A 24,744-nucleotide genomic window follows, 5' to 3' on the forward strand; every position below is an offset into this window, starting at 1 on the left:
GTCACAGATTACTTACAATCTATCAACAATTCAATGATTTGTGATTCATTTTTATTACATTGATTAAACCATTTTATTAGTTTAGTCACAATGAGTAAAAAACCATCATATCGGCAACTTGAACAACGCATTAAAGAGTTGGAAGATAAACTTGCTCAACAAATTCCCGAAGATTTTAATCAAGAGTTAATCGACAGCGAAGAGCGCTTTAGAGCCTTATCTGAGGCTGCTAATGAAGGTATTTTTATAACAGAAAATGGCACTTGCGTTGAAGCCAACAAGAGTGGATATGAGCTTTTTGGTTATAGCCACGAGGAGGTAATTGGCATGTTTGCTACTGAAGTTTTTGCTGATGAATCAAAAGAATTGGTAAAAACTAAAATAAGAGAGGAGTTCAGTGGAAAATACGAAGCTATCGGAAAACGTAAAGATGGCTCTATCTTAATCGTTGAGATACAGGGGCGCAACTACATTTATAAAAATAAAAACGTTCGTATAACTTCGGTAAGAGACATAACAGAATATAAAAATGCTCAAAAAGCACTTATAGACAGTGAAGAGAAGTACAGAGAGGTAGTAGAGAATGCGGGCGACGGCATTTTGCTTGGTAACCTAAAAGGCGAAATAATTGAAGTGAACAATGCCTTTTTAAACATGACTGGTTTTACCAAGGAAGAAATTATAAAAAAACACATAAAGTACATATTTGCACCAAACGAAATTAAGAATAAACCCCTGCGATTTGACTTGATTAACAAAGGTGAATCGGTATTGATAGAAAGAAACCTCATGGGGAAGGATGGATCTAGCATCCCTGTGGAAATGAATTCAAAACGACCTCATTCGAATTATTATCTAGCTATTATACGGGACTTGAGAGAACGTAAAAAAGCAGAAGAAGCTCTCAAAAGAACCAATAAAAAGTTATTAAAAGCAAAAGAGCAAGCAGAGGAAAGTGATCGTTTGAAATCGGCATTTTTGGCAAACATGAGCCATGAAATACGTACGCCTATGAATGGAATAATAGGCTTTTCAGAATTGATGAAAGCAGAAAGTGCTAATGATAGTAATAAAAGCAAACATTTAGATGTGATAATTAGCAGTGGTCATCAACTGCTTAAAATCATTAATGATGTATTAGAAATATCAAGAATTGAAACAGGACAAATACACTTAGTCAAGCAGCATTTTAGCCTGAGCAAACTTATTAAAGAGCTACAAACATTCTTCACACCTACTGCACTCAAACAAAATTCTGAATTGAAGATTGAGATTCCCGATCAAGAAGTTTTCATAATTGGCGATGAAGCTAAAATAAAACAGATACTAACTAACCTTATTAGTAACGCTATAAAGTTTACAGAAAACGGAACAATATCGACATCACTAATAGTGGAGAATAACCATATTTCAATATCAGTTAAAGACACCGGCATTGGCATTCCAAGTAGCTTTATTAATAAAGTATTTGATCGATTTCTTCAGGCCACTAACAAACGTGATGTTTATAGTGGCACTGGTTTGGGACTTTCGATAAGTAAAAAATACGTTGATTTAATGCATGGTGAAATTACAGTCCAATCTACTGAAGGACTAGGATCTGAGTTCACTATTCAATTACCACAAGACTAACTCTTCACAACACTCTGGTTAAGTGAAATACTATCATAAACCAATTCAGTAAGGTGCTCGTAAGTTTCTCCACTTGGATATACGGGTTTTAAAAATTCAACACTTACCTTTTTAAAAGGCCGTGGAAACTTAGCTCCACGAGGCAATGCATTAATCGCACCTTTAATCGACACTGGAACAATTGGCACATTTAACTCACGACTAAGGATGGCAAATGTCTTTTTAAATTCACCCATATTACCATCGAAAGAACGAGTTCCCTCTGGAAAGATAATCAGCTTTTTCTTTTTCTTTAAAGCTTCACCCATTTTTTGGATAGATTCTTTCAAATCCTTATTTAAATCCATGATGATAATATGGTGGCGATTGGCAAAGTACTTCAAGAATCGCGACTTAATATGCTTCTCTTTGGCATAAAAGTAGGTATTACGAATACTCTTGTTTTTTAACCATGAAGCCACAAATAGACCATCGAAATAACTCTGATGATTAGGCGCTATAATACAGGCTCCATCAGGAATATTATTTGCTCCTGTTCCTCTAAACCTGAAATATAAATGAAAGAAAAATTTTGATATTTTTAAAAATACAGCACCAGTGAACCAGGTTTTTGGCAATTGTAACACTACTTTTTCTTTCAATATCTTCGACCAGTTAATTTTCTCAACTGACATTTTAGTGCGCTTATCAGCAATGTATTCGCTCAAGTCAAGAATTGAAGAAAAACCAATCAATTGATCAACTTCCATCTCAATACCAAAGGTTGATTGAATAAACACTAAAAGCCCAACCTTATCTAAGGAATCCATTGCCAGATCATATTCAATATGATCCTTTGGACGAACGTTGCAGTTTTTTTCACTAGCAATAAAATCGGCTACGATCTTATACTCTTCCAACTTAACCTCTTCAGCTAACTCTTCGGCTTGATCCTTTTGTGCAGCAAACTCCACCAATTTAAATCGCTGTAACTTACCCAAGCGTGTTCGCGGCAACTCCATATCTGTCACCGAAAACTCCATAATTTTTTTATAGGCTGAAACCGACTGATTGTAAACATCTACAACCTCCCAACGCAACTTCTCCAGAACTTGCTCAGATGACAAGCCAGCAACATCAGCTCGATTTGGAACAATAATGGCTTTTAACTGATCTTTATCGGCATAAACACCAATATCTGCAACACAAGCTGCATTATTTTCAATTTTGGCCTCTACCTCTGATGGGTTAATATTTTTACCATTTGACATGACGATGATTTCTTTTCGTCGTCCAGTTATATATAGGTAGCCATCATCATCTAAGCGTCCTAAATCACCGGTATACAACCAACCATCTTTAAGAACATCGGCAGTTTCATCAGGTCTATTGAAGTAACCCTGCATCACATTAGGTCCTTTCACAACCACTTCATCATCGCGAATTTCTACCGTTGCATTAGGCAATACTTCACCAGGACTGCCAATACGAACTCGTCCAGGTCGCGTAAATGTAATCATTGGTGCAGCCTCTGTCATTCCAAAACCCTCAAGCACTTCAAAACCGAGTGTTTGATAATCGCCGCCCACTTCAGGGTCTAAGGCAGCGCCGCCACAGACCATAAACTCTACTGCTCCACCAAATTTTTGATGAACTGATTTAAATATGGTGCGCGAAAAGCCTTTAGAATTAATGGCTTTAGCTAATTTAAACAAGGCCGAAGCAATTTTGCTTGCATCAATTTTCGTTCGAATGCCTTTTCGTATTGCAGAGTAAAGTCTTGGTACACCAATTACAATGGATACTTTATTATCCTGCAATGTTTTAATTATATCTTCGGAGGCCATTGATGGAGAAACAGCTATGGTACCACCAACAAATAAGGGCGCGATCATTGTACCCATTAGAGGAAAAATATGATGCATCGGTAAGAGCATCATAACAACACAATCCTTTGTATAAATATTGATGTGATTAGACACAGCATCAACATTAGCCATTAGGTTCTGGTATGATAGCATAACACCTTTAGGGCTACCTGTAGTACCAGATGTATATATAATTACTGCTGTCTTTTCTTCTTCTGTTTTAATTTCACCTAAATTATCAATGCCAGAAGTAGGTAATTGATTACAGTCTTCTATTACGTAAATTTTGGTGTCGATACCAGCCTTTAGAACTGCACTTTCTAACAACTCTTTCTTTTCCTGAGAAGTGAAAACAACTTCAGGGAAACAGTCTTTTAAAATGTAGGCAACTTCATCTTCTGAAGACATAAAATCAATAGGAACAATGGTTGCATCATTATACCAACCAGCATAAAAAGAATATACCCATCCTACCTGATTTTCAGAGAAGATAGCCATCCGCTGTACTTTGTTTTCCGAAAGTAGGTTCGCATAAGTCGCAATTTTCTGCATCAGTGAATTATAACTCACTTTAACATTACCGCACGAAATAGCTGTCTTTTCTCCTCCATTATAAATCATATCTTTCTCCTTTGCATTGTTTTCCTTGTGACAAACCTAAGTAATTTTTCGAATTTAAGCATGACCATTCACACTTTGCTTCATCAGCATCACTACAGATAATCGGGTGTTGATACTTCTTCAGTTCTCACAAATGGCTGAATAGCTCTTTGATAAATTCCCTGCACATAAGCAATAGCCATACCATAATTAGTAATGGCTACATTATTGGCTTTTGCTGGTCCCAATCGGTTTAATAATTGTTTGCGCGTAATCATGCATCCTCCACATTGAATAACGAGCGCATAGTCTTCAATTGGCCTTTCCACTTTATCGAGTCCAGCTACGACATCAAAATTCAGTTGTTTACCCGTATAAGACGCTATCCATCGAGGTATTTTCACACGGCCAATATCATCGCAGGCAACATGGTGTGAGCAAGACTCTAGCATTAGTATTCGGTCGCCATCTGTCAAGGTATCAATTTTAGAGCTTCCATTTAAATAGCTTTCAAAATCGCCTTTAAAATGTGCCAATAGAATACTAAAGCTGGTTAATGGAATGTCCTTTGGGACAGAGGCGTCAGCTTTTAAAAATATTTGACTATCGGTAATGGCCAAGGCTGGTTTGATCTTTGTTTTTCGTAAAAAGACATCTACTTCACGTTCTTTTAAAACAACACAAATAGCATCGTTATCCAGAATATCGCGAATTGCTTGTACCTGCGGCAAAATCATTCGTCCTTCAGGGGCCTCTATATCAATAGGGGTTATTAGTAGAACAATATCGCCGTAACTGATTAAATCGCCTACTAAAGATGGCGTGGTAAAGGCTGATTCTGGTATGGCGTTTTTTATCGCACTAACAAGAGCGTCCGCATTCGATTCAAGAGCACTAAAAGGGAGTACGGCTGACGCACCAAGTTGCATACAGGCTTCTTGCCATTTTATTAACATCGGCACCACATCCGTTTTGTTATGAACAACTAAAAACGGGGTATCGAATTTGTTAAAATCATTAAGCAAGTTCTGTTCATCATCTCCCCATTGGTTATTAACGACTACTAAAACAGCTAAATCGACTAGTTTAATAGCCTCGCGAGTTTTCTTAATCCTTTTTTTGCCCAACTCACCGACATCATCAATCCCAGCTGTATCGATAAGAACAACGGGCCCAAATCCAGAAATTTCAAACGATTTTTTGACAGGATCAGTAGTTGTACCTGCAAAATCAGAAACAATAGCTATTTCCTGCTTAGCTAAACAGTTAATGAGTGAACTTTTTCCATTATTACGCTTTCCGAAAATACCAATGTGTGGTGTTCTTTCTTTGCCCATTTTATCATTTTAAACAGGGTACAAATTTAAAGGAAAAAAACCAATTTATCACAGGTGCTAATGGCAGTGTGATAGACACTTAGGTGGGTGGTGTAAATATAGCTTTAAAAATAAGTGATATTCTGTCACCCTAAAAGCATATAAAAGTGTCTTACTAAATGAATACGAAAGCGTATTTAGCTATTGGCGTAAGTGAATAGTTTCTCATGGGTTTAGTAAGGACTGTGGTTTTGTAAGAACTTTCATAATAGACTAAAGGTATAAGCGAATACAAAAAATACCCGCAGTCCTTTTTTTTAGACGAATCAATTGTGTTAAAATGAATCCATTTTAACCCTTAGATAATTAACCTGAAAAGGCTCATTCGTGAGCCTTTTTTTTATTTGGTGAAATACCAGTCGCAATATTCAGGAAAATCTTTTTGTATATGTTTTTGATTGTAGTTGATATAGTAGTGTTTTCGATATCTATATTGAGCTAAATAAAAGGTGAATAGGATGGTTTGATCTTACTATCTGGCACCTTGAATCTAATGTTTCTAGCCATTTTTCTTGGTCTGATCAGCTAATTTAGGTCCAACCGTGGCTTGTACAAATTCTTTGCGCAATTCATCAGCTAAATTGTTAAATTTCAATAACTTTGTTGTCCACAAAATAAAGTGTGTTCTGTGATTAATTGTTTGGATGATAGTCGTTTCAAGAAGTTGGGGTTGTTATTTATTTCCTATTATGAAACGAGCCAGTAGAATGGTTTCTCACACAATGGAACGACGAAAATAGTGAGTTCCATGTGGCAATAGAAAATAAATTTAAGCAGATGAAAAAGTCAATCAGTATTTTGGGATGTGGATGGTTTGGGATGCCTTTGGCTGTGTTTCTTCGTGAGAAGGGATGGCATGTGAACGGTTCTACTACATCGGAGGAGAAATTGATTCAACTGGAGCAAGACGGTATCAAACCTTATTTGATTAATATCGCGGAAGATGATGGCTTTGATACTGACTTTTTTAATGCCAAGGTTATTTTAGTTAATGTTCCTCCTAGCAAACTAATGCGAAATGTGAATAACTATAAACCTCTGATTAAATCCATTGAGAGAGCGAAAGTAGAAAAGGTTATTTTCATTAGCTCAACATCGGTTTATAAGGCTAAAGATTCGGAAGTGACTGAAGATGCAACTGAATTAATACCCGACGGAGAGAATGCTCTTTTAGATATAGAAAGGGCATTTCAAAATGCAAGCTTTCAGACAGTAGTGATTCGGTTTGGAGGTTTGGTGGGGGGTGCTCGATATCCTGGAAGATTTTTTAAAGGTGATAAGCCCGTTAATGAATCTCAGCAGTCCATCAACCTCATTCATTTAGAAGATTGTATACAAATGGTTGATAGGGTTTTGGAATTAGAGTGTTATCCCCAAGTTTTAAATGGTGTTGCCGATACACATCCCACTAAAGAAGCGTTTTATTCTCTTGCTGCAGAGTTGAATGGAACGGAGCTTCCTACTTTTATTAAAGGGGTGGAGCCGAGTAAGCTTATCTCTAATCAAAAGGCGAAGACATTATTGGGCATTGATTTTATACATGCTGATTTAATGGATATGTTACGCAACGATTTGCTGTGGAGCAGAAAATGATAAAATACATTTGTTTGGAAGTTAATTAGCAATAAACTAAGTTTGCAGCAGCTCTGTCAACTGTGACAGATGTTTGAGTTTATAAAGAAGAGGGGAGAGACAGGCTCTGTGAACCTCTGGCAACCACCAAAATGGCAGGTGCCAAAACCTGATTCCCAAGGGAAGTTGATGAATTTAAACAAACACAAATGATGCAATTATTTTACTTTCGAATGCCCTGTCGGGCATAGCTTTTTTTACACCAAAAATTCAATGCTGACATAGTTCAGTTAGTTAATCTGTTTACTAACGGCGGTAAGCCAATACCTATTTATATCATATAATGAAAAAAATTGTTGCCAAGTTCGGAGGCTCCAACCTTAAGAAAAAGGAAGATATCCAAAAGCTAGTACGTGTGATCAAGACATATGACCGACCAATGGTTATTGTTGTATCTGCTTTTTACGGTATTACGAATCATCTGATTAAGTCCATGGAAGCAGTGCAAGAGGAAGAATCCAATATTGAGAAATTAGGTCATTTTCTTAAAGAATTAAAAAAAGAGGCGATTCTTGAGAACTTTGAAGATAAAGAATGGCAGGATAAAACCTTATGCGCCGTTCAATCACGCATAAAAGAATTAAATAGGTATCTAACCGGTATTCATTACATTGGTGATGTTCCCGATTTTGTGGGTGATGTTATTTTAAGTTATGGCGAGCGTTTAAGTTCACTGGTGCTGACATCTATTTTGCAAAGCAAGAGCATAGATGCCGAAGAGGTTTTGCCTGAGCAGATGCCTTTGGTTACTGATGGTGAATTTGGTAATGCCACGGTTAATTTTGATATATCAACACCAAATGTTCAAAAGCGTCTGGCTGGTAATAAAATATATGTGGTACCTGGTTTTTACGGAGTATCAGAGCAAGGGAAAATTACCTTATTAGGCAGGGGAGGAAGTGATTATTCTGCCGCAGCCTTGGCGCGTTGCTTGGATGCGGAGTCTTTAGATGTGTGGAAGGATGTTGATGGCTTTTTGAGTGCTGATCCAAAATTGGTGAAAACGCCCCAACGTGTAACGCATCTGTCCTATGCCGAAGCAGCTGAATTATCCTATTTTGGCGCTAGCATTCTTCATCCTCGAACAGTGGAGCCTTTAAAAGAGGTGGGTATTCCAATTCACATTGGAAATATTGATGCTTTTACCGATAGTGTGAAGCCAAGGACGGTGGTGCATGGTAAGGAAACAGTTAGTGAATGCATTATTAAAAGCGTTACCTATAGCGATGATTTTTGCATTTTAAAATTACGCGGAGCGGGAGTTGGTGTTAAAAAAGGGGTTCTTGCTAAAGTAACGGTGGCGCTCGATAAGGCGGGCATAAATATTAAATCTGTTATTACTTCGCAAATCGTTATTAATTTATTATTGGCCGAAAAGGATATCAGACGGGCCTATAAGATTGTGGAAGAATTAGAACTATCTTCTATCACAGAGTTGATTGCTAGTGAGCAAATGTCGACGATTGCTGTTGTTGGCGAAGGTTTGTTAGATGCTCCTGGTGTATCGGGGCGTTTGTTCATGTCTTTGGCTAAGCGTTCTATCAATGTGGAGATGATTGTTTCTGGAGCATCGGCGGTGGCAAGTTATTTTATGGTGTCGAACAAAGATCGAAATGCTGCCATCGAAGCCATTCATGAAGAGTTTTTTAGTTGATTTAAAGCATAAGAATAAACAAAGAAGAATGGCCTGCAAAACGTTTATGCAGGCCATTACTTTTCAATATAAAATAAAACAACGCAACATTTAATCTTAGCCCTTATGCGATGGAATTTTCATCACCGCACAGAGTTTATGTTTTTAGTAGTTGTACGAACTTTGTCCGTGTTCATGAATATCTAGTCCTTCACGCTCTTCCTGTTCCGAAACGCGTAATCCCATAGTAGCTTTTAAGGTTTTAAACAGGATCAAGCCAAGTATGAATGCCCAGGCTCCAATGGCTAAAATGCCAATTGTCTGTGTTCCTAATAATGAAAATCCTCCACCATAGAATACGCCACCATCGGTAGCGAAGAAGCCAACAAGCAATGTTCCTGCTGCACCGCATACGCCGTGTACCGAAATGGCACCAACGGGATCATCGATTTTTAGTTTTTGGTCGATAAATTCAATTGAGAAGACAACGATAAGGCCAGCGATAGCACCGATCGCTACAGCACCTGTTGGTGAAACAATGTCGCATCCTGCTGTTATGCCTACTAGGCCAGCTAAGGCTCCGTTTAATGTCATCGACAAGTCTGGTTTACCATAGCGGAACCAGGTGACGAACATAGTAACAACGGCTCCTGCTGCTGCCGCTAGGTTGGTTGTTATAACAATGAGTGCAACGGAATAGGCGTTATCTCCACTAATAGCTAACTGCGATCCAGGGTTAAAACCGAACCAGCCCAGCCATAAGATGAAAACACCTAAGGCACCCAAAACCATATTGTGACCTGGGATGGCATTTGTTTTACCATTGTACTTACCAATTCTGGGTCCAATCGTCCAGGCTCCAGCAAGGGCAACCCATCCACCTACCGAGTGTACAACAGTTGAGCCAGCGAAATCGTGGAAGCCAAGGTCGCTTAACCAACCACCGCCCCATACCCAGTGACCTGAAATTGGGTAAATAACCACAGTAATGATGAGTGAGAAAATAAGGTATGTGCTGAACTTTGTGCGTTCTGCCATAGCACCAGACACGATGGTAGCTGCTGTAGCTGCAAATACTGTTTGAAAGAATAAATTGTGTAAGTCTGTTCCGTCGTTGTAGAAGAAGTCAAATGCCCCAAAGAAAGCACCTTCGCCTCCATACATTATGCTATAACCAATTACCCAGAACATAATTGATCCCACAGAAAAGTCCATGAAATTCTTCATGATAATGTTGCCCACGTTTTTAGCTCTGGTAAAGCCAGCTTCCACCATGGCAAATCCGGCCTGCATAAAAAAAACTAATATCCCGGCCAGTAAGACCCATAATATATCTAATGCACTGTTTGCGTCCATAATACTATAATTTTGTAAGGTTTCGATTCGATTTTTTTATTTCTCGTAAAGTGTTTCAGGACCCGATTCACCAGTGCGAATACGATAGGTGTCTGCAATGTCTGAAACGAAGATTCTACCATCGCCTATTTCGCCTGTTTTGGCTGCATTAATGATGGTTTCAACAGTTTTATCCATGTTCTCGTCACGCACAATTATTGATAAAATACGTCTTTCAATAATGCTGGTGTCGTAAACAGTACCACGGTAAAGGTGACCCTCGCGCGCTACGCCAGTGCCCCTTACATCCCAGTAAGAGAAAAAGGTAATGTCTTGTTCTTCGAGTGATTTTTTTACTGCTTCAAATCGAGATAACCGAATGATGGCTTCAATTTTCTTCATCTTGTTTGTTGTTAGTCGTTAATATTTCTTTTGAAAAGACCGAAAGCAACAGAATTGTACTGGTTCTTACCGTGTCTTGTAATTGATAAAATGAAAAATAAGAGCAGCCTTAAATGGCGATAAAGGTTTAAGTCAATTAAGACAAGTTTAAAATGTTAGGCTGCTCTTATTTTCTTCCATAGATTTGGTTTGTTGTTGGTTTATTTGGCGATTTTTTAATGTTGATGTTTAAAATGCATAGATCGCAGCCACTAAAAATTGAGATGCTGATCCGTGTGGATCTTCATCGCTATTGACGAACCAATCTTCACTGGCGCTATCCATTCTTAGTTCTGTTGAAAATGTTAAAGGACCTGCGTAGTAATTAAGAGTGAATGTATTTGAAAACACGTTCTCGCTTGCCATATCATTTATTTTATCCTCTTTAAGAATGAAGTATTCACCTCTGTAGCCTAAGCTTAATTTTTCGCTAAAAGCAACTTGCGGATATAATGCAAAACCAGTATAACCTCCCAGGTCACTTTCGTCATAAGTATAGTCGGCAGCATTTAGTCCTAAATAAAAACCGTCTGTTATTTGAAAACCAGTTGTAAGGTCGATGATCATACCAGACTCTGAGCCGGTTAAAAAGTTGAGGTAGGCGTCCCATCCATCAACAGGACTAGCAAATAATTGAATACCGAGGTCAGAAATGCCATTCACGTCTTCATATACATTCCAGTCGTCAAATACTCCTGCCATTAAGCCAAATCGCTCACTAATTGACCAATCGATTTTAAAACCTGCATTCTGAAAGGGACCAGCACTAAAAAGGTATGAAGTACTGTAGTTAAAGTTTCCAGCTGGTGAAATAACCTCATATCCTACGAATGTTCCCATGTATCCACCTGTTAGTGATACCTTTTCACTTAATGCGTAGGAAATAAATAAGTTTTGAATATTAACGTTTTGTCCATCACCAAAACCATCGTGGTTGGTGTCAAATGTCGGAATTGATTTAAAACTGCGTGGTCCAAATGAAATCTCACCCACAAAACTTGCTTTCCCAATTGTTTGTGATAAAGCAATGTCTAGCATACCTATCGAAATAGAGTTGTGGTTGTCGGCAAAACTTGTTGGTATGTTTGATTCGCCTGCAAAATCATACTTAAAGTAGGTGTCAACTGAACCTGAAATGTCAAGGCCTTTCTTTTCTTCTTGAGCATTAATCGTGTTTAATACAAGCCCTAATCCCAAAATCAATAAAATCTTTTTCATACTCATGTGTGGTTAATAGTTAATATTCTATTTCATGCCTTGTTGATTGGGGGTGTCGGCTTAAAAAAACATCTTTTCGAAGTGGGTACCCTCTATTTTCTATAGCTTGACACTACAAACAAATAAAAAATATTTATCACCCCCTAATTTTATGGGGGTAAAAATTCAAAATAATATAAAATACAATGAAATACCCCTGATTCGAAAGGGGTGTTTGTTGAAAAAGTATCAATTTGAAAGATTGAGGGGTGTTTTTGATGGGGTGTCGTGTTTTTGATGAGGTGTTTTAAATGTGTATCCAGATAATTGAGGGGGTAATGATCAATAAATGGCAAATGTGATTGGATTTAATCCTTTTTTTTAGTGCTTGTCCGAAATATTGATAAGATTTATATAAATGCTCCTTCGTGAATTATAGAAGCCTTAGTTCTAATAAATGAACCAGAATTGACGAAAAACATGTCAAAAGTCATAAAAAAGAACAGCTTTTCTCATGATGTGTTGGTATATATAAATGAAAATTCTATTTTTGCTTTCGAATTATAACACAAAAGACTATAAAACATTCTAAATGTAAGATAGTGTGTTATTGATTTATCCATTCCAATAGCGAAAAAGGAAAGCCTTATATAAGGGGTGCAGTAGATTTCTCAAAAACAAAGCAATATGACAAAACGATTTCCAAATCCTCAGGGTCTGTATGATCCTGCTAATGAAAGAGATAATTGTGGGATAGGATTTGTGGCCAATATTAAAGGTTCACAGTCCAATGAAATAGTGACAAGGGGCTTGGAGGTGCTTACGAATATGACTCATAGAGGTGCCGAAAGTTCAGATAACAAATCGGGCGATGGGGCAGGTATTTTAATGCAAGTGCCTCATGAGTATTTTTCAACCTTTGGTTTTAACCTGCCGGCAGCTGGTAAATATGGTACCGGACTAGTGTTTTTACCTCAAGGTGAGAAAGAGGCTGCTTTTTGTCAGCAAACGCTTGATCGCTTTTTCGTAGCTGAAGGACTGGAGCTTATTGGATATCGCGATGTTCCCGTGGATAGTGATGTAATTGGTGAAATAGCAAAAGGAACTGAACCAAAGATTGTTCAGGTATTTGTTCAGGGTAACTATGAGCAGGATGCGCTGGAGCGTCGTATGTATTTAGCACGTAAGCAGGCCGAGAATACGATTCGCAGTTCTGATCTTAAGGAGAAAGAGGCTTTTTACTTGCCAAGTTTATCTTCCAAGATATTTATATATAAAGGTATGTTAACGCCTGCACAGCTCGGTTTATATTTTGAAGACCTGAAAGATGCTCGCGTGAAAAGTGCAATTTCTCTAGTGCACTCACGTTTTAGTACTAATACCTTTCCAACATGGGATTTGGCACAGCCTTTCCGTATTATGGCTCATAATGGGGAGATTAATACCATTAAAGGGAACCGTTTGTGGATGCAGGCACGTGAGAGTTTGTTAGAGTCTGATTTGTTTGGCGATGACTTAAAGAAATTATTTCCGGTTGTGACACCTAATATGAGTGATTCAGCATCGCTGGATAATGTTTTAGAATTTTTGTTCTTAACAGGTCGCTCTTTGCCTCATGCATTAAGTATGTTGGTGCCCGAGTCGTGGAACAGTAAAAACCCAATTCCTAAAAGCTTAAAGGCTTATTACGAGTATCACTCCACTATTATGGAACCTTGGGATGGACCTGCGTCTATTGTTTTTTCCGATGGCCGTTATGTGGGCGGAACACTTGATAGAAATGGATTACGCCCGTCACGCTATGTAATCACCAAAGATGATATGATAGTGATGGGCTCGGAAGTGGGTGTTCAGACTTTTGCTGCCGAAGATATTAAAGAGAAAGGGCGTTTAAAGCCTGGGAAATTATTATTAGTGGATACACAATTGGGGGTTATTATTCCTGATGAAGAAATTAAATCGCAATTGGCCAAGAGCCGTCCTTATGGCAACTGGCTAAAGGAGAATCGAATTCGCATGCGCGATATTGATGTGCAAGAGCGTGTGCCATCTGGATTAGGCGATAAATATGATACTTACATTAAAGCCTTTGGGTACAATCGTGATGATTTTGAGCATATTATTGCACCCATGGCCAAGTCGGGAGGCGAGCCAATTGGTTCAATGGGTAATGATACGCCTATTGCGGTTTTGTCAGATAAGCCACAGCGCTTTTTCTCCTACTTCCGTCAGCTTTTTGCCCAGGTAACCAATCCGCCAATCGATCCAATTCGTGAGGGCTTGGTAATGGCATTGACCAATTACATTGGTTCTGTATCAAAGAATTTCTTAAGAGAAGAACCATCGCAGTGTCGCTCCATAAAGTTTGAGTCGCCTTTGATGACCAATACCGACCTGGGGAAGATCAAAGATTACATGCGTGAGGAATTTACACACGTAAAGATACCAATGACTTTTGCCGCCGATAAGGGTGGAAGTGGCTTGGAAGAAGCGCTTGAGCGTATTTGTAAAGCTGCAGAAAAAGCGGTGGACGATGGCATGAATTACATCATCCTGAGTGATAGGGATATTGACGAGCAACATGCGCCTGTGCCATCGTTGTTGGCAGTGGCGGCAACGCATCATCATCTTATTAAGGCCAAAAAGCGTATGCAAGTTGGTTTGGTGGTTGAAACAGGTGAAGCACGTGAAGTAATGCATTTTGCCTTATTGTTAGGTTTTGGTGCCAGTGTAATTAATCCATATGTATGTTTTGCAACCATTAACAAAATGGTGAAAGATGGTAAAATTGACATGGATTATGCTTCTGCTCGTGAGAATTATATGAAGGCTGTGGACAAGGGCTTATTAAAGGTTCTTTCGAAAATGGGTATTAGTACCTTGCGTTCGTACCATGGAGCACAAATATTTGAAGCCATTGGAGTTTCGGAAGAGGTGATAAATAAATACTTTATTGGTACACCTACTAAAATTGGTGGTGTGGGACTCGATGAAATTGCCAAAGAAAGTACACTGGATCTTCAAAAAGCTTTTAAGCCGAAGTTTCAGAGTAACCCATTTGATACGAAAGGGAGTTACTCATACCGCAAGTATGGCGAAAAGCATGGATGGAACCCTGAAACCATTGGTTTATTGCAGTGGGCAACATCTGAGGGAGATTATAAAAAATACAAAGAATATAGCCATCAGGTTGATAAGGATAACCAAACGCCACTATTTATACGTGGTTTGATGAAGCTGAAAGGGAAAAAGCCAATTGATATTGGTGAGGTGGAACCTGCTTCTGAAATTATGAAACGCTTTGTTACGGGGGCCATGTCCTATGGTTCTATTTCTAAGGAAGCACATGAAGCCATGGCTTTGGCCATGAATGAGGTGGGCGGACGAAGCAATACGGGTGAAGGTGGAGAAGATGCGAAACGACTTAATAGTCCGGCACGAAGCTCAATTAAGCAAATTGCCAGTGGGCGTTTTGGAGTAACTAATAATTACTTAACCAATGCCGATGAACTGCAGATTAAAATAGCACAGGGCGCTAAGCCAGGTGAAGGTGGTCAGTTGCCAGGTTTTAAGGTGGATAAAATTATCGCTCGTTTGCGTAATTCAACGCCGGGTATTACTTTAATTTCACCGCCTCCACACCACGATATTTATTCCATTGAAGATTTGGCACAGCTGATCTTTGATTTAAAAAGCACCAATCCATCGGCGCGTGTGAGTGTTAAATTGGTGTCGGAGAATGGCGTAGGTACTGTTGCAGCAGGTGTAGCCAAGGCACATGCCGACTTAATAGTGATTAGTGGAACAGAGGGAGGAACAGGTGCGAGCCCAAGCAGTTCGATTAAACATGCTGGCTTACCGGTTGAAATTGGTTTATCTGAAACACAACAGACGCTGGTAATGAATAATCTGCGTGGACGTGTTAAAATACAAACCGATGGTCAGTTAAAAACTGGTTTAGATGTTATTAAAATGGCTTTGTTGGGTGCCGAGGAATATGGTTTTGCCACTTCAGCCTTGGTAACCTTGGGTTGTGTAATGATGCGTAAGTGTCACTTGAATACTTGTCCTGCAGGTATTGCCACGCAAGACGAAGAATTACGTAAGCGCTTTATCGGTAAATATAAATACGTGGTTAATTTCTTCAACTTTATTGCTGAAGAGGTGCGTGAGTATTTAGCTGAATTGGGTTATAAATCCCTTGATGAGGTTATCGGACGTACTGACCTTTTGGAGCAAGACCAAGAAGTTAAGAATTGGAAATCGACGGGTGTTGATTTAAGCCGATTATTATACTTCCCTGAGGAGGGTAAGAAGTATCCGATAAGAAATACAACGGAACAAGACCATGGTTTAGATAAGGTGTTGGATCGTTTTCTAATTAAAGAAGCACAGTCGGCACTCATCAATAAGGAAAAAGTGTGGCTGGCCAGCGATATAATTAATACAGATCGTACCGTAGGAGCCATGTTATCGGGTGAGGTATCTAAGCGATATGGCGAAGAAGGATTGCCAAAGAATACTATTAACTGTAGTTTTCATGGTTCAGCAGGGCAGAGTTTTGGAGCTTTCCTAAGTAAAGGAGTCAGCTTTAAGCTAGATGGTGATGCCAACGATTACCTGGGTAAAGGTTTGTCAGGGGGTAAAATTATTGTGGTACCTCCACATGGAACAAGCTTTAAGCCTGAGGAGAATATTATCATTGGTAACACTGTATTATACGGTGCTACATCAGGATTTTTATATGCACGAGGTGTTGCAGGTGAACGATTTGCAGTGCGTAACTCAGGTGCTCATGCAGTGGTTGAGGGAGTAGGAGATCATTGTTGTGAATACATGACTGGTGGACGTGTTGTTGTTCTGGGATCGACTGGACGAAACTTTGCTGCTGGTATGAGTGGCGGTATTGCTTATGTGCTGGATGAGTCTGGGAATCTAGATTATTACTGTAACAAGGGATTGGTTGATTTAACGCCTGTTGAAGATGCAGCTGATATTCAGGAACTTCAGTTTATGCTAAACAAACACCTCTTACATACCAATAGTAGCAAGGCGCAAGAAATATTAGTGAATTGGACTACTTACTTGCCAAAGTTTGTGAAAGTTATTCCGTTTGAATATAAAAAAGTATTGCAAGAGCAGAAGATTAAAGAGTTGGAGCGCAAACTACTTGAAACGGAAGATGAGCCTCATTTACGAGAGTAAGTGTGGGAAGTATTAAGAGATAATGAAAAAGATTTAATAGCTATTCGCTACTAATGAAAGAATATTGGGGGATTAGGAGAATGAGTGAATGGGTTCAAAGGAACCGCCCCCAATTTCTTTAAAAATTACGATTATGGCAGATCCAAAAGGGTTTATAAAATATGGGCGTAAAGAGGGCGGATATCGTCCCGTAGCCGAGCGTGTTGATGATTATGGTGAGGTGGAGCAAGTGTTAAACGTTGCCGACCGAACTTTACAGGCTTCACGCTGTATGGATTGTGGTATTCCATTTTGTCACTGGGCCTGCCCGGTGGGAAGTAAAATACCCGAATGGCAAGATGCTGTTTATAAAGGTGAGTGGAAATTGGCAAGTGACATTTTGCATTCAACCAATAGCTTCCCGGAGTTTACAGGGCGAATTTGTCCTAATCCATGTGAAAAATCGTGTGTACTGGCCATTCACGATGAAGCGGTAACTATACGCGAGAATGAGTGTTCGATTGTAGAAAGGGCTTTTGATGAGGGCTATATCGAACCACGCATTCCTGAATTTAGAACGGGTAAAAAAGTTGCAGTAGTGGGTGGTGGTCCTGCCGGGCTTTCGGTGGCTGACCTACTGAATCAAGCTGGTCATTCCGTTACAGTATTTGAAAAGGACGATGCTGTTGGTGGTTTACTTCGTTATGGTATTCCTGATTTTAAGCTGAACAAGAAAGTGATTGATCGCCGAGTGGCCATTTTCGAAACCGAAGGCATCGAATTTAAAACGGGTGTTTCGGTTGGTGAGGATGTAAAAGGACAGGCGATATTGAACGATTACGATGCTGTTGTGCTTACCATTGGCGCCATGAAACCTCGTGACTTACCAGTTGAGGGGCGTGATTTAGAGGGTGTTCATTTTGCCATGGATTTTTTAAAGCAGCAAAACAAAGTTAACCGTGGCGAGACATTCACCAACGGTGAACGTTTGTTGGCAACAGGTAAAAATGTATTGGTGATTGGTGGTGGCGATACAGGAAGCGATTGTGTTGGTACATCCAACCGCCAGAAAGCAAAGTCGGTAACACAAATAGAAATATTGCCAAAGCCATCTGTTAAAAGGGCGGAAGGTAACCCATGGCCCTATTGGCCTACAACGCTTAAGTCTTCTACCTCTCATGCCGAAGGTTGTGAGCGTAAATGGAGCTTGAGCACCAAGCGTTTTATTGGTGAAAATGGTAGGTTGAAACAGGTAGAGCTTGTTGAGGTCGATTGGAGTAAGGGAGATAATGGGCAGTGGCAAATGACTGAAAAGCCTGGTTCGGTATTCGTCATGGATGTAGAATTGGTTCTTCTGTCAATGGGCTTTGTGAGTCCTGTGCATGAGGGTCTAGTCAACGAATTTGGTTTGGACCTCGATGCTCGTGGTAATATCAAAGTTAGTGAGGCTTATCAAACGAGTAAAGAAAAGGTGTTTGCCGCAGGTGATGCCTCAAACGGTGCCAGTTTGGTGGTAACGGCCATCGCGAAAGGGCGAGAAGCTGCTAAAAGTGTGCATGAATTTTTAATGAACGAAGAAGTTTAAAAGCAAAGATTCGAATATTATCAATTAGGTTAAGATTAAATGCAGAAAGAGCTGTTCCAAAGGGAATGGCTTTTTTTATGGATCATAGGATATTTCTGCGGATAAATATAATTTGTAACGAAAGGAAGCAATTAAATACCCTGTTTTGTGAGATGGTTTTCCTTTCTTTTGTATTGCCCAAAAGAAACAAAATGCTAGTCCCATTGATACTCCCACTCGCTCTAATGATTAATCGATTAAATAATGCACCAGCAGAGCTTATCCTTTTTCTCCTTGATGAGAAAAGGATACAAAAGAATCAAGGCTGCTTTTAATCTTGTATTCTTTTTTTTCTAAAGCCCAAGTGCAACCGAACGATCTTCGAACAAGTTCTCAGCTTTTCGGTTTTACTAAGGCTTTTTTCAAAACGAAACCAAAATTAAAAGAGGCCACAATGCATGACGCATAAAAAAGCTAATCAAACCATCCAAACCAAATCCTCAATACAATACTCATAATCTACCCCAATCGAAACAAGGTTTCGAACGATTGAAAGTAAGTGATAAGAGTGGATATTGCGGAATGGCGTCCTTGACGAAGGAAAGGGGAAGTCTGTAGCAATAAATCCATCTCTGGTGCGTAGCAATCACCTCTTTCAATCAGGTTTTGCATCCTTTTTTGAAAAGGATGTGCCAGCCCGGCACTAAGGGCAGTGAATTATTTGTTCTTACAGTACTAATTATTTCTCTATACTTTCTATTGTATCACCCAAAAGAATGAATAACGATTGTAGTGTTTTTTGTATAACCATTGATTAGAAGGTATACTGTTTACTTTTTTGTCCACAAGAATATCTATTGATCCCTTTTTTTATGCACGGTTTCTATTGGCTGATTAAAATTAAAAAGGGACTATCCAGAAAATGAATAGCCCCATGTGTGGATTGAATTTATAATGGTTACTCAGCAATCGGTTTTGCTTCTCGTCGCGTTTTGCGTGCTTTAGCGCTTGAGGTTACATCGGTAATAATCTCATTGATGTTGCCAATTAGGTTTTCAAGTTCGCTGGTGCTGTTAAATTCGGCCATGGTCTCGAGATACGATAAAGTCGATTTCAAGTCTCCATAAAGCATTTTGCGCGTTGTTGATACAATCGGTTTATCTTCAGTATCAAGTTTTACTCTTTCAACGCTGGTGTTCTCAAAATCGTTCTGGCACTTGCTAAAATTGCTTAACCATTCGCCTAAAGTGCTTGTTGCTATGTGTGTTGCTGCTGGTTCCTTTTGTAGTTCTGATATTAATGCATTGCTGCTGGCCGATTGGGCTGTGTAGCCACTGTGGTGCATGGTCCAACCATTTCTTCTAATGACTTCAACAATGTAATTAGCAGCTTCTTTAATAGTCTCATCCCAATGGTAAGTTAAGGCCTCAGCACTGGTTCTTAATCCCATAAATAAGTTGTCGCGTTCATCATCGAGCTGCTCAAGCTTTTCGGTTAATGGGTTGGTCTTTTTTCGGTTGAGGGCTTCATCAAAAATGATTAATTGTTGCAGAAGCCTGCTTTTTAGCATTGATTTTGTTGCCTCGTCAATTGATGAGTTTTCAATGGCGGTAATAATCCTTTTTACAAGCGTATAAAACTCGCTCGAAAACAATAAGTGATTTAAAATAGGTTTAATCATACATTTAAATTTAGTTGTATACTAAAACTAGATTTAATTCTATGAAACAAAAAATAACGTTTGATAGTTAGGAACTTTTTAGTCTAAGTGGTTTAGTAGTTGGCAATAGATTGGCATTTGTTTATCAAAATATTCTATCCGTTCGTCAATATAAGCCTTGGCTTGACTAATTTTTATTTTTCGTATTATCAATCAAGCATTGGATTACGATGTATTGGTTTTCCAGAGCGCCAATCAAACGTTTGTTGATGACCCTGTGAAATTGCAGGGAGGTAATTGAGTGTTTAATTGTGACTACCAATATCTTAAGCTTATTAATTAAACACTAGAATAGAGCAACCTTATTTTACGAACTGTAAATCAAGCATTAGTTCACCGTTATTTAAAATACTGGGATGATATTAATGTGTTTGAATGATGCATTGGTGTTTTCAAGGTTTTCAATTCAATGTGTGAATGCTGCTCTGTGGTTTTCCCAGAAGGCACGCAAATGATAGTTGTTCGTGCCATCAAAATAAGAATGGAGTCCACTTCCTAAGAATCTCTAAGATGCTAAGGAAGTGAGAAGTGACTAATGTGCTTTGTGAGAATTTTATAAACAAATAGCCTGGAACAAATGCTCCAGGCCATTCACTTTTTAATTTGTATATACTATTCGGTAATACCTAAGATTTTTACTACTATAATGGGCAATCAAATTGTGGGTCTACGTCGCATTTGTAGTATATGCGGAAATTCTCTACAGCATCTTTTAGCTGAGGAACACCTAGCATTACATCACCCTCTGAGTAATAGTCGCGTGAGTACAAAACGTTAGTCGTGCCTTTCTCAAACTTCACAATCGACATGCCTGGAGCAACAAGCTCTGCTCCGTCAACATTGCCACTCATGGTCCATGTTGCCATATAGATATCGTCCACTAAAGTTTCGTCCTCCACAACAGTAATCAAGGCCTCTGAAGTAGACTCATCAAATAAATTACCTAGTAATCCATTCATCTTGTCCTTGCTGTTAATAAGTGTGATGGTTTCACCGGGCTTAGCAGGGTCTTGCATCGAGACAATTGGATCATGATAATTGTAAGCTTTATCCAGGAATGGACTTACCTCTTTATAATTACACCTATCGAGCTGAACCAAAAGGCGAGCAACTTCTAGCTGATTATTGTATGTTGGATTTGGTTCGCATGGTTCTGAACCTTGCGTGCTTGCAGCTGCAGTTGGAGGTGGTAGTTGGCATTGGTGATCTGGAACAACAGAGCATTTGTATTGCTCCCTGAAGAAAAACATCATTTGATCCATACCTTCTATAGTGGCCATTATATCACCCTCTGAATAGTAGTCGCGTTGATAGTATACCTGATGCGAGTAAGGTTTGAACTTAAAAATGGAAATGCCATGGGCGTAATACGGAATTCCGTTAAACAACCCTTCCATTACCCAGGTTGCGCAATAGGTGTCGTCAATAAGGGTCTCATCTAATACAGTTGTGGTAAGGTCCATGCCATCACCTTCAATAATGCGATAGAGGAATTCCTTCATGTCTTTCTTTCCATCTATTTCCACAATTGGATCCTGATAGTCAATGTCATATGAGTAGTAAGGCATTATTTCATCTACTCCACCTCGTGTAACAACAAGCAGCGCTTCTCCAACATCAAGTCGCTTCTCGTGTAGTTTGTCAAGCATGGCCGAACCGGCAGGTGAATCAATGTAGTCACAGGCTTGGGCAATTAGGGTAATGCCAATGAGCATTGCGAGTGCTTTGGTAATTTTTCTCATGTCTTTAATGGTTTAATTAAACGATAGTAAATTAAAAACACGAATTGCTTAAAGATTGTAGGTTAATGGATTAGCTAAATTAGACCAATAATTGTAGAATGTAAACTTATTTAAGTGTTATTTATTTCTGATAAGGTAGTTTGCTAACGAATGTTAATAACTATGTGGTACTTAAGTTGTAAAGAAGAGCCTTTCGGCTTTGTATAGTATTTGTTTGTTGGACTTGTACGTGTAGCTGAGCATTTCATTGTCTTGTTATTAGGAAAGAGATTAGCAGCAATTCTATTTGGAAAAATTAAATGATGTATCGAATCAGTAAATTATTAGCGATAGGAGCGCTTGTTATATGCGCGGCATGTAGTAGCGATGAGGTGGTGGATAGTTATAGTGAGCATGGTGCTGACTACGATAAGTTAATGCTGGCTAAGAGTGCCGAATTGCTCGATATGGAGTTGGTGAATTTGGGTACTGCCGATTTTCCTACCTTATGTCATTCCATGGCGAAACGAATTGACGGTGTTGACCTTGATGGGAATGCTGTTTTTGTTGAGGCTATCATCGATATTGGCGAACTCATGTTTGATGGAGAAACAGCGGACTGTTACTTTGAAGAGCTAATGAAGCTTACTTTCGATAAGGAGTATTACTGCAATGTGTTGATAAGTGAGGGTTTTGGTGTTTGGCAATGGAATCAGGATATAGAAGATTTTGAGAAAATAGCTGAGCACGAGTCGGAGATTCAGTTTGTATTTCCGTCAGCTGATGGCGATGACACTGATAATGCCATTTTATCGGTATCCGAAATTGTATTCTTCAATGGTGCCTTTCCGGGTAAGGGCGATGAATTGACCGATGGTACAATTGTTAATGCTGCTTTGGAAGCATTAAAGCTAAACATTAGAATAAACGATAAGCTTGTTTTAAGTAGTAACGTGTTGGCTTCTTTTAATGATGAGGGCTATTACAACGATGTGGCCATGACCTTTAATCCGCAGCCTTATTATTTGCGATGCGAGCTGGCTCGTGAAGATGAAAATGCTTATTGGATGTTTTCTTTCAACCGCAATGAGGAGGTTATATTGAGTCACGATTTAGTTTTAGGCCTCAATAATAAAAATACTGAAGATCCGGTGCGTAGTTTAGCAAATCAGCTTCGAATTGATGATGTGGTGTTTAATACTGAAGCGGCCAATGCTGAGTTATATGCTGAGCTTTTAAAAGTGGATGAGCTGGAGAAAGGAACGAAAAATCATGCGGAAGCGATGGTGATGGCGCTTAATAATTATGCCACGATGGATGTTCGTTATGTGAGTAATAATGCCATTATTGCCAAAGCAGAAGCAGTGGCCAAAAGAACTGAAAGTGATATTGACGAATGGTGGGTTGATTTGGAATTAGAATTTAGTGATGCCAGTCGTATGAGTAGCGAAGTATATTTTGACGATTACCTGGCTAATTTTAAAGTTGAGCTAGAGCAACTTGTTGCTGAGTTTGAAAGTAAGTTTGGAATTTGACTCTTGATGCCTGATTATATAATAACCCGAGTTCGATTAAAATTAAACAGCTCAGATTTTATTAAATGACTGATATGCAATATAAATTTTTGGAAGCATAGCGAGCTATGTTGATAAAATTTAGAGAAGTAGATCAGTTATTTAATGAAAAGCCAAGTTCTCCACTTGTAAACAACTGTTTTCTTCGTCATATTTGCTTAGCATAGCCCGCTATGCCTTCGCAAAGATTCCTTGAAAACAATTATCTACAAGCGGTCTGAGCTATTAATTTTATGTCGAACTCGGGTTAATAATCGATGAACTAAGAAAGGTGCTCATAGTAAGCACCTTTTTTATTTGCTAGATGTTCGTTTAAAACTCGTAATCCACACACGAACGCGATTCTAAAACTTCTCTAACTATTTTGCCTACCGCTAAATGATCAGGATGTTGAGCATAGGCATGCATATCGTCCATGTTATTAAATGTGGTGCTTAAGGCAATGTCAAATGTTTCATTGGGGTTGCAGTTTAATCCAACTTCAATAGATTGTAACGATGGCACTTTACCATCTAAAGCCAATAGTCCTTGTTTAATCTCCTCTTGTTTGGCCGTTTTTAAAGCTTCGCTCTCAAAGCTTTTTAGTTTAAAAAGAACAATGTGTTTAATCATAACGGAATTATTTTCTTATTTTGTTTTTCTCATAATAGAAAAGCAAAATTAGTAAAATGCTGATAATAGGAATAGCCGGCGGCACAGGATCGGGCAAAACAACAGTGGTACGTAAGATAATGGAACAACTGCCCGAGGGCGAAGTGGCTATTCTTCCACAAGACTGTTATTACAAGGATAGTAAACACTTACCTTTGGCAGAGAGGCAGAAAATAAATTTTGATCATCCCAATGCCATCGAATGGGAGTTGCTGATTCAGCACATCAACGAACTTAAGGCTGGTCGTTCAATTAAAATGCCCCAGTATTCTTACCTAACTTGCACTCGATCAGACGAAACCATTACTATTGAGCCACGCGATGTTATTATAGTTGAGGGTATTTTAATTTTAGGAAATGCCGATTTAAGAGATTTGATGGATTTAAGGGTATTTGTGCATGCCGATGCCGATGATCGCTTGTCGCGCGTAATTCAACGCGATATATTAGAGCGTGGTCGAACTGTAGAAATGGTTTTGGAGCGCTACGATCAAACGGTAAAACCAAGTCACCTGCAATTTATTGAACCAACTAAGCGCTATGCCGATTTAATTGTGCCCCAAGGAGGAAGTAACCTCATAGCCATTGATATTTTAAGGCATTTTATTGAACGTAACCTAAGTAGCTTAAAATAAAC

General features: G+C 39.0%; 15 protein-coding genes and 1 riboswitch. Of the genes, 7 read left to right on the forward strand and 8 right to left on the reverse strand.

Annotated elements, in window-relative coordinates; all coding sequences use genetic code 11:
* Positions 1–90: 90 nt before the first annotated feature.
* A complete protein-coding gene (locus tag FNN09_RS02650) occupies positions 91–1,632 on the forward strand; it encodes a PAS domain S-box protein (protein ID WP_143299925.1) in 1,542 nt (513 codons plus the stop codon).
* On the opposite strand, the gene FNN09_RS02655 is transcribed toward FNN09_RS02650, so the two are convergent.
* Both FNN09_RS02655 and hydF read right to left on the reverse strand, forming a co-directional pair.
* Positions 1,629–4,100, reverse strand: coding sequence for an AMP-binding protein (locus tag FNN09_RS02655; protein WP_143299926.1), 2,472 nt, complete (start codon positions 4,098–4,100; stop codon positions 1,629–1,631). The genes FNN09_RS02650 and FNN09_RS02655 overlap by 4 nt on opposite strands.
* Positions 4,101–4,192: 92 nt before the next feature.
* Positions 4,193–5,416, reverse strand: coding sequence for a [FeFe] hydrogenase H-cluster maturation GTPase HydF (gene hydF, locus FNN09_RS02660; RefSeq protein WP_143299927.1), 1,224 nt, complete (start codon positions 5,414–5,416; stop codon positions 4,193–4,195).
* Positions 5,417–6,232: 816 nt separating this feature from the next.
* Between hydF and FNN09_RS02665 the strand changes: the two genes are divergently transcribed.
* Together FNN09_RS02665 and FNN09_RS02670 are read left to right on the forward strand one after the other, a co-directional pair.
* Positions 6,233–7,048, forward strand: coding sequence for an NAD(P)H-binding protein (locus FNN09_RS02665; protein ID WP_143299928.1), 816 nt, complete (start codon positions 6,233–6,235; stop codon positions 7,046–7,048).
* Positions 7,049–7,124: 76 nt separating this feature from the next.
* Positions 7,125–7,223: riboswitch (SAM riboswitch) on the forward strand.
* A 147-nt stretch (positions 7,224–7,370) separates the two neighbouring features.
* Positions 7,371–8,741 (forward strand): aspartate kinase, encoded by a 1,371-nt coding sequence (locus FNN09_RS02670; RefSeq protein WP_143299929.1) that lies wholly within the window; start codon positions 7,371–7,373, stop codon positions 8,739–8,741.
* Positions 8,742–8,885: 144 nt separating this feature from the next.
* On the opposite strand, the gene FNN09_RS02675 is transcribed toward FNN09_RS02670, so the two are convergent.
* The 3 genes from FNN09_RS02675 to FNN09_RS02685 all read right to left on the reverse strand — a co-directional run bounded on the left by FNN09_RS02675 (position 8,886) and on the right by FNN09_RS02685 (position 11,714).
* Positions 8,886–10,076 (reverse strand): ammonium transporter, encoded by a 1,191-nt coding sequence (locus FNN09_RS02675; protein WP_143299930.1) that lies wholly within the window; start codon positions 10,074–10,076, stop codon positions 8,886–8,888.
* Between the two features lie 36 nt (positions 10,077–10,112).
* A complete protein-coding gene (locus tag FNN09_RS02680) occupies positions 10,113–10,457 on the reverse strand; it encodes a P-II family nitrogen regulator (protein WP_143299931.1) in 345 nt (114 codons plus the stop codon).
* Positions 10,458–10,685: 228 nt separating this feature from the next.
* Positions 10,686–11,714, reverse strand: coding sequence for an outer membrane beta-barrel protein (locus FNN09_RS02685; protein ID WP_143299932.1), 1,029 nt, complete (start codon positions 11,712–11,714; stop codon positions 10,686–10,688).
* Positions 11,715–12,380: 666 nt separating this feature from the next.
* Here FNN09_RS02685 and gltB point away from each other — a divergent pair.
* Both gltB and FNN09_RS02695 read left to right on the forward strand, forming a co-directional pair.
* Complete coding sequence (gene gltB / locus FNN09_RS02690; RefSeq protein ID WP_143299933.1) at positions 12,381–16,898, forward strand: glutamate synthase large subunit; 4,518 nt, start codon at positions 12,381–12,383, stop codon at positions 16,896–16,898.
* A gap of 133 nt (positions 16,899–17,031) precedes the next feature.
* On the forward strand, positions 17,032–18,462 hold the full coding sequence (locus FNN09_RS02695; protein WP_143299934.1) for a glutamate synthase subunit beta: 1,431 nt from the start codon (positions 17,032–17,034) through the stop codon (positions 18,460–18,462).
* A gap of 937 nt (positions 18,463–19,399) precedes the next feature.
* On the opposite strand, the gene FNN09_RS02700 is transcribed toward FNN09_RS02695, so the two are convergent.
* The gene (locus FNN09_RS02700) at positions 19,400–20,122 is read right to left on the reverse strand and encodes a DUF6261 family protein (RefSeq protein ID WP_143299935.1); all 723 of its coding nucleotides are present in this window, start codon (positions 20,120–20,122) and stop codon (positions 19,400–19,402) included.
* 680 nt (positions 20,123–20,802) lie between these two features.
* On the reverse strand, positions 20,803–21,903 hold the full coding sequence (locus tag FNN09_RS02705; protein WP_143299936.1) for a nuclear transport factor 2 family protein: 1,101 nt from the start codon (positions 21,901–21,903) through the stop codon (positions 20,803–20,805).
* 299 nt (positions 21,904–22,202) lie between these two features.
* On the opposite strand from FNN09_RS02705, the gene FNN09_RS02710 reads away from it, so the two are divergent.
* Positions 22,203–23,417 (forward strand): hypothetical protein, encoded by a 1,215-nt coding sequence (locus tag FNN09_RS02710; protein ID WP_143299937.1) that lies wholly within the window; start codon positions 22,203–22,205, stop codon positions 23,415–23,417.
* 351 nt (positions 23,418–23,768) lie between these two features.
* Here FNN09_RS02710 and FNN09_RS02715 read toward each other — a convergent pair whose 3' ends face one another.
* Positions 23,769–24,068: a Dabb family protein gene (locus tag FNN09_RS02715; protein ID WP_143299938.1), complete on the reverse strand. Its 300-nt coding sequence runs from the start codon at positions 24,066–24,068 to the stop codon at positions 23,769–23,771.
* Positions 24,069–24,124: 56 nt separating this feature from the next.
* On the opposite strand from FNN09_RS02715, the gene udk reads away from it, so the two are divergent.
* The gene (udk, locus tag FNN09_RS02720; protein WP_143299939.1) at positions 24,125–24,742 is read left to right on the forward strand and encodes a uridine kinase; all 618 of its coding nucleotides are present in this window, start codon (positions 24,125–24,127) and stop codon (positions 24,740–24,742) included.
* The last annotated feature ends 2 nt before the right edge of the window (positions 24,743–24,744 follow it).

It is taken from the genome of Carboxylicivirga sp. M1479 (genome assembly GCF_007097485.1).
Taxonomy (GTDB): Bacteria; Bacteroidota; Bacteroidia; order Bacteroidales; family Marinilabiliaceae; genus Carboxylicivirga.

What these genes read in the sequence shown, in the direction of transcription:
- FNN09_RS02650 (WP_143299925.1), top strand. Translation starts at nt 91, where the DNA reads ATGAGTAAAAAACCATCATATCGGCAACTTGAACAACGCATTAAAGAG.
- FNN09_RS02655 (WP_143299926.1), bottom strand. Translation starts at nt 4,100, where the DNA reads ATGATTTATAATGGAGGAGAAAAGACAGCTATTTCGTGCGGTAATGTT.
- hydF (WP_143299927.1), bottom strand. Translation starts at nt 5,416, where the DNA reads ATGGGCAAAGAAAGAACACCACACATTGGTATTTTCGGAAAGCGTAAT.
- FNN09_RS02665 (WP_143299928.1), top strand. Translation starts at nt 6,233, where the DNA reads ATGAAAAAGTCAATCAGTATTTTGGGATGTGGATGGTTTGGGATGCCT.
- FNN09_RS02670 (WP_143299929.1), top strand. Translation starts at nt 7,371, where the DNA reads ATGAAAAAAATTGTTGCCAAGTTCGGAGGCTCCAACCTTAAGAAAAAG.
- FNN09_RS02675 (WP_143299930.1), bottom strand. Translation starts at nt 10,076, where the DNA reads ATGGACGCAAACAGTGCATTAGATATATTATGGGTCTTACTGGCCGGG.
- FNN09_RS02680 (WP_143299931.1), bottom strand. Translation starts at nt 10,457, where the DNA reads ATGAAGAAAATTGAAGCCATCATTCGGTTATCTCGATTTGAAGCAGTA.
- FNN09_RS02685 (WP_143299932.1), bottom strand. Translation starts at nt 11,714, where the DNA reads ATGAAAAAGATTTTATTGATTTTGGGATTAGGGCTTGTATTAAACACG.
- gltB (WP_143299933.1), top strand. Translation starts at nt 12,381, where the DNA reads ATGACAAAACGATTTCCAAATCCTCAGGGTCTGTATGATCCTGCTAAT.
- FNN09_RS02695 (WP_143299934.1), top strand. Translation starts at nt 17,032, where the DNA reads ATGGCAGATCCAAAAGGGTTTATAAAATATGGGCGTAAAGAGGGCGGA.
- FNN09_RS02700 (WP_143299935.1), bottom strand. Translation starts at nt 20,122, where the DNA reads ATGATTAAACCTATTTTAAATCACTTATTGTTTTCGAGCGAGTTTTAT.
- FNN09_RS02705 (WP_143299936.1), bottom strand. Translation starts at nt 21,903, where the DNA reads ATGAGAAAAATTACCAAAGCACTCGCAATGCTCATTGGCATTACCCTA.
- FNN09_RS02710 (WP_143299937.1), top strand. Translation starts at nt 22,203, where the DNA reads ATGATGTATCGAATCAGTAAATTATTAGCGATAGGAGCGCTTGTTATA.
- FNN09_RS02715 (WP_143299938.1), bottom strand. Translation starts at nt 24,068, where the DNA reads ATGATTAAACACATTGTTCTTTTTAAACTAAAAAGCTTTGAGAGCGAA.
- udk (WP_143299939.1), top strand. Translation starts at nt 24,125, where the DNA reads ATGCTGATAATAGGAATAGCCGGCGGCACAGGATCGGGCAAAACAACA.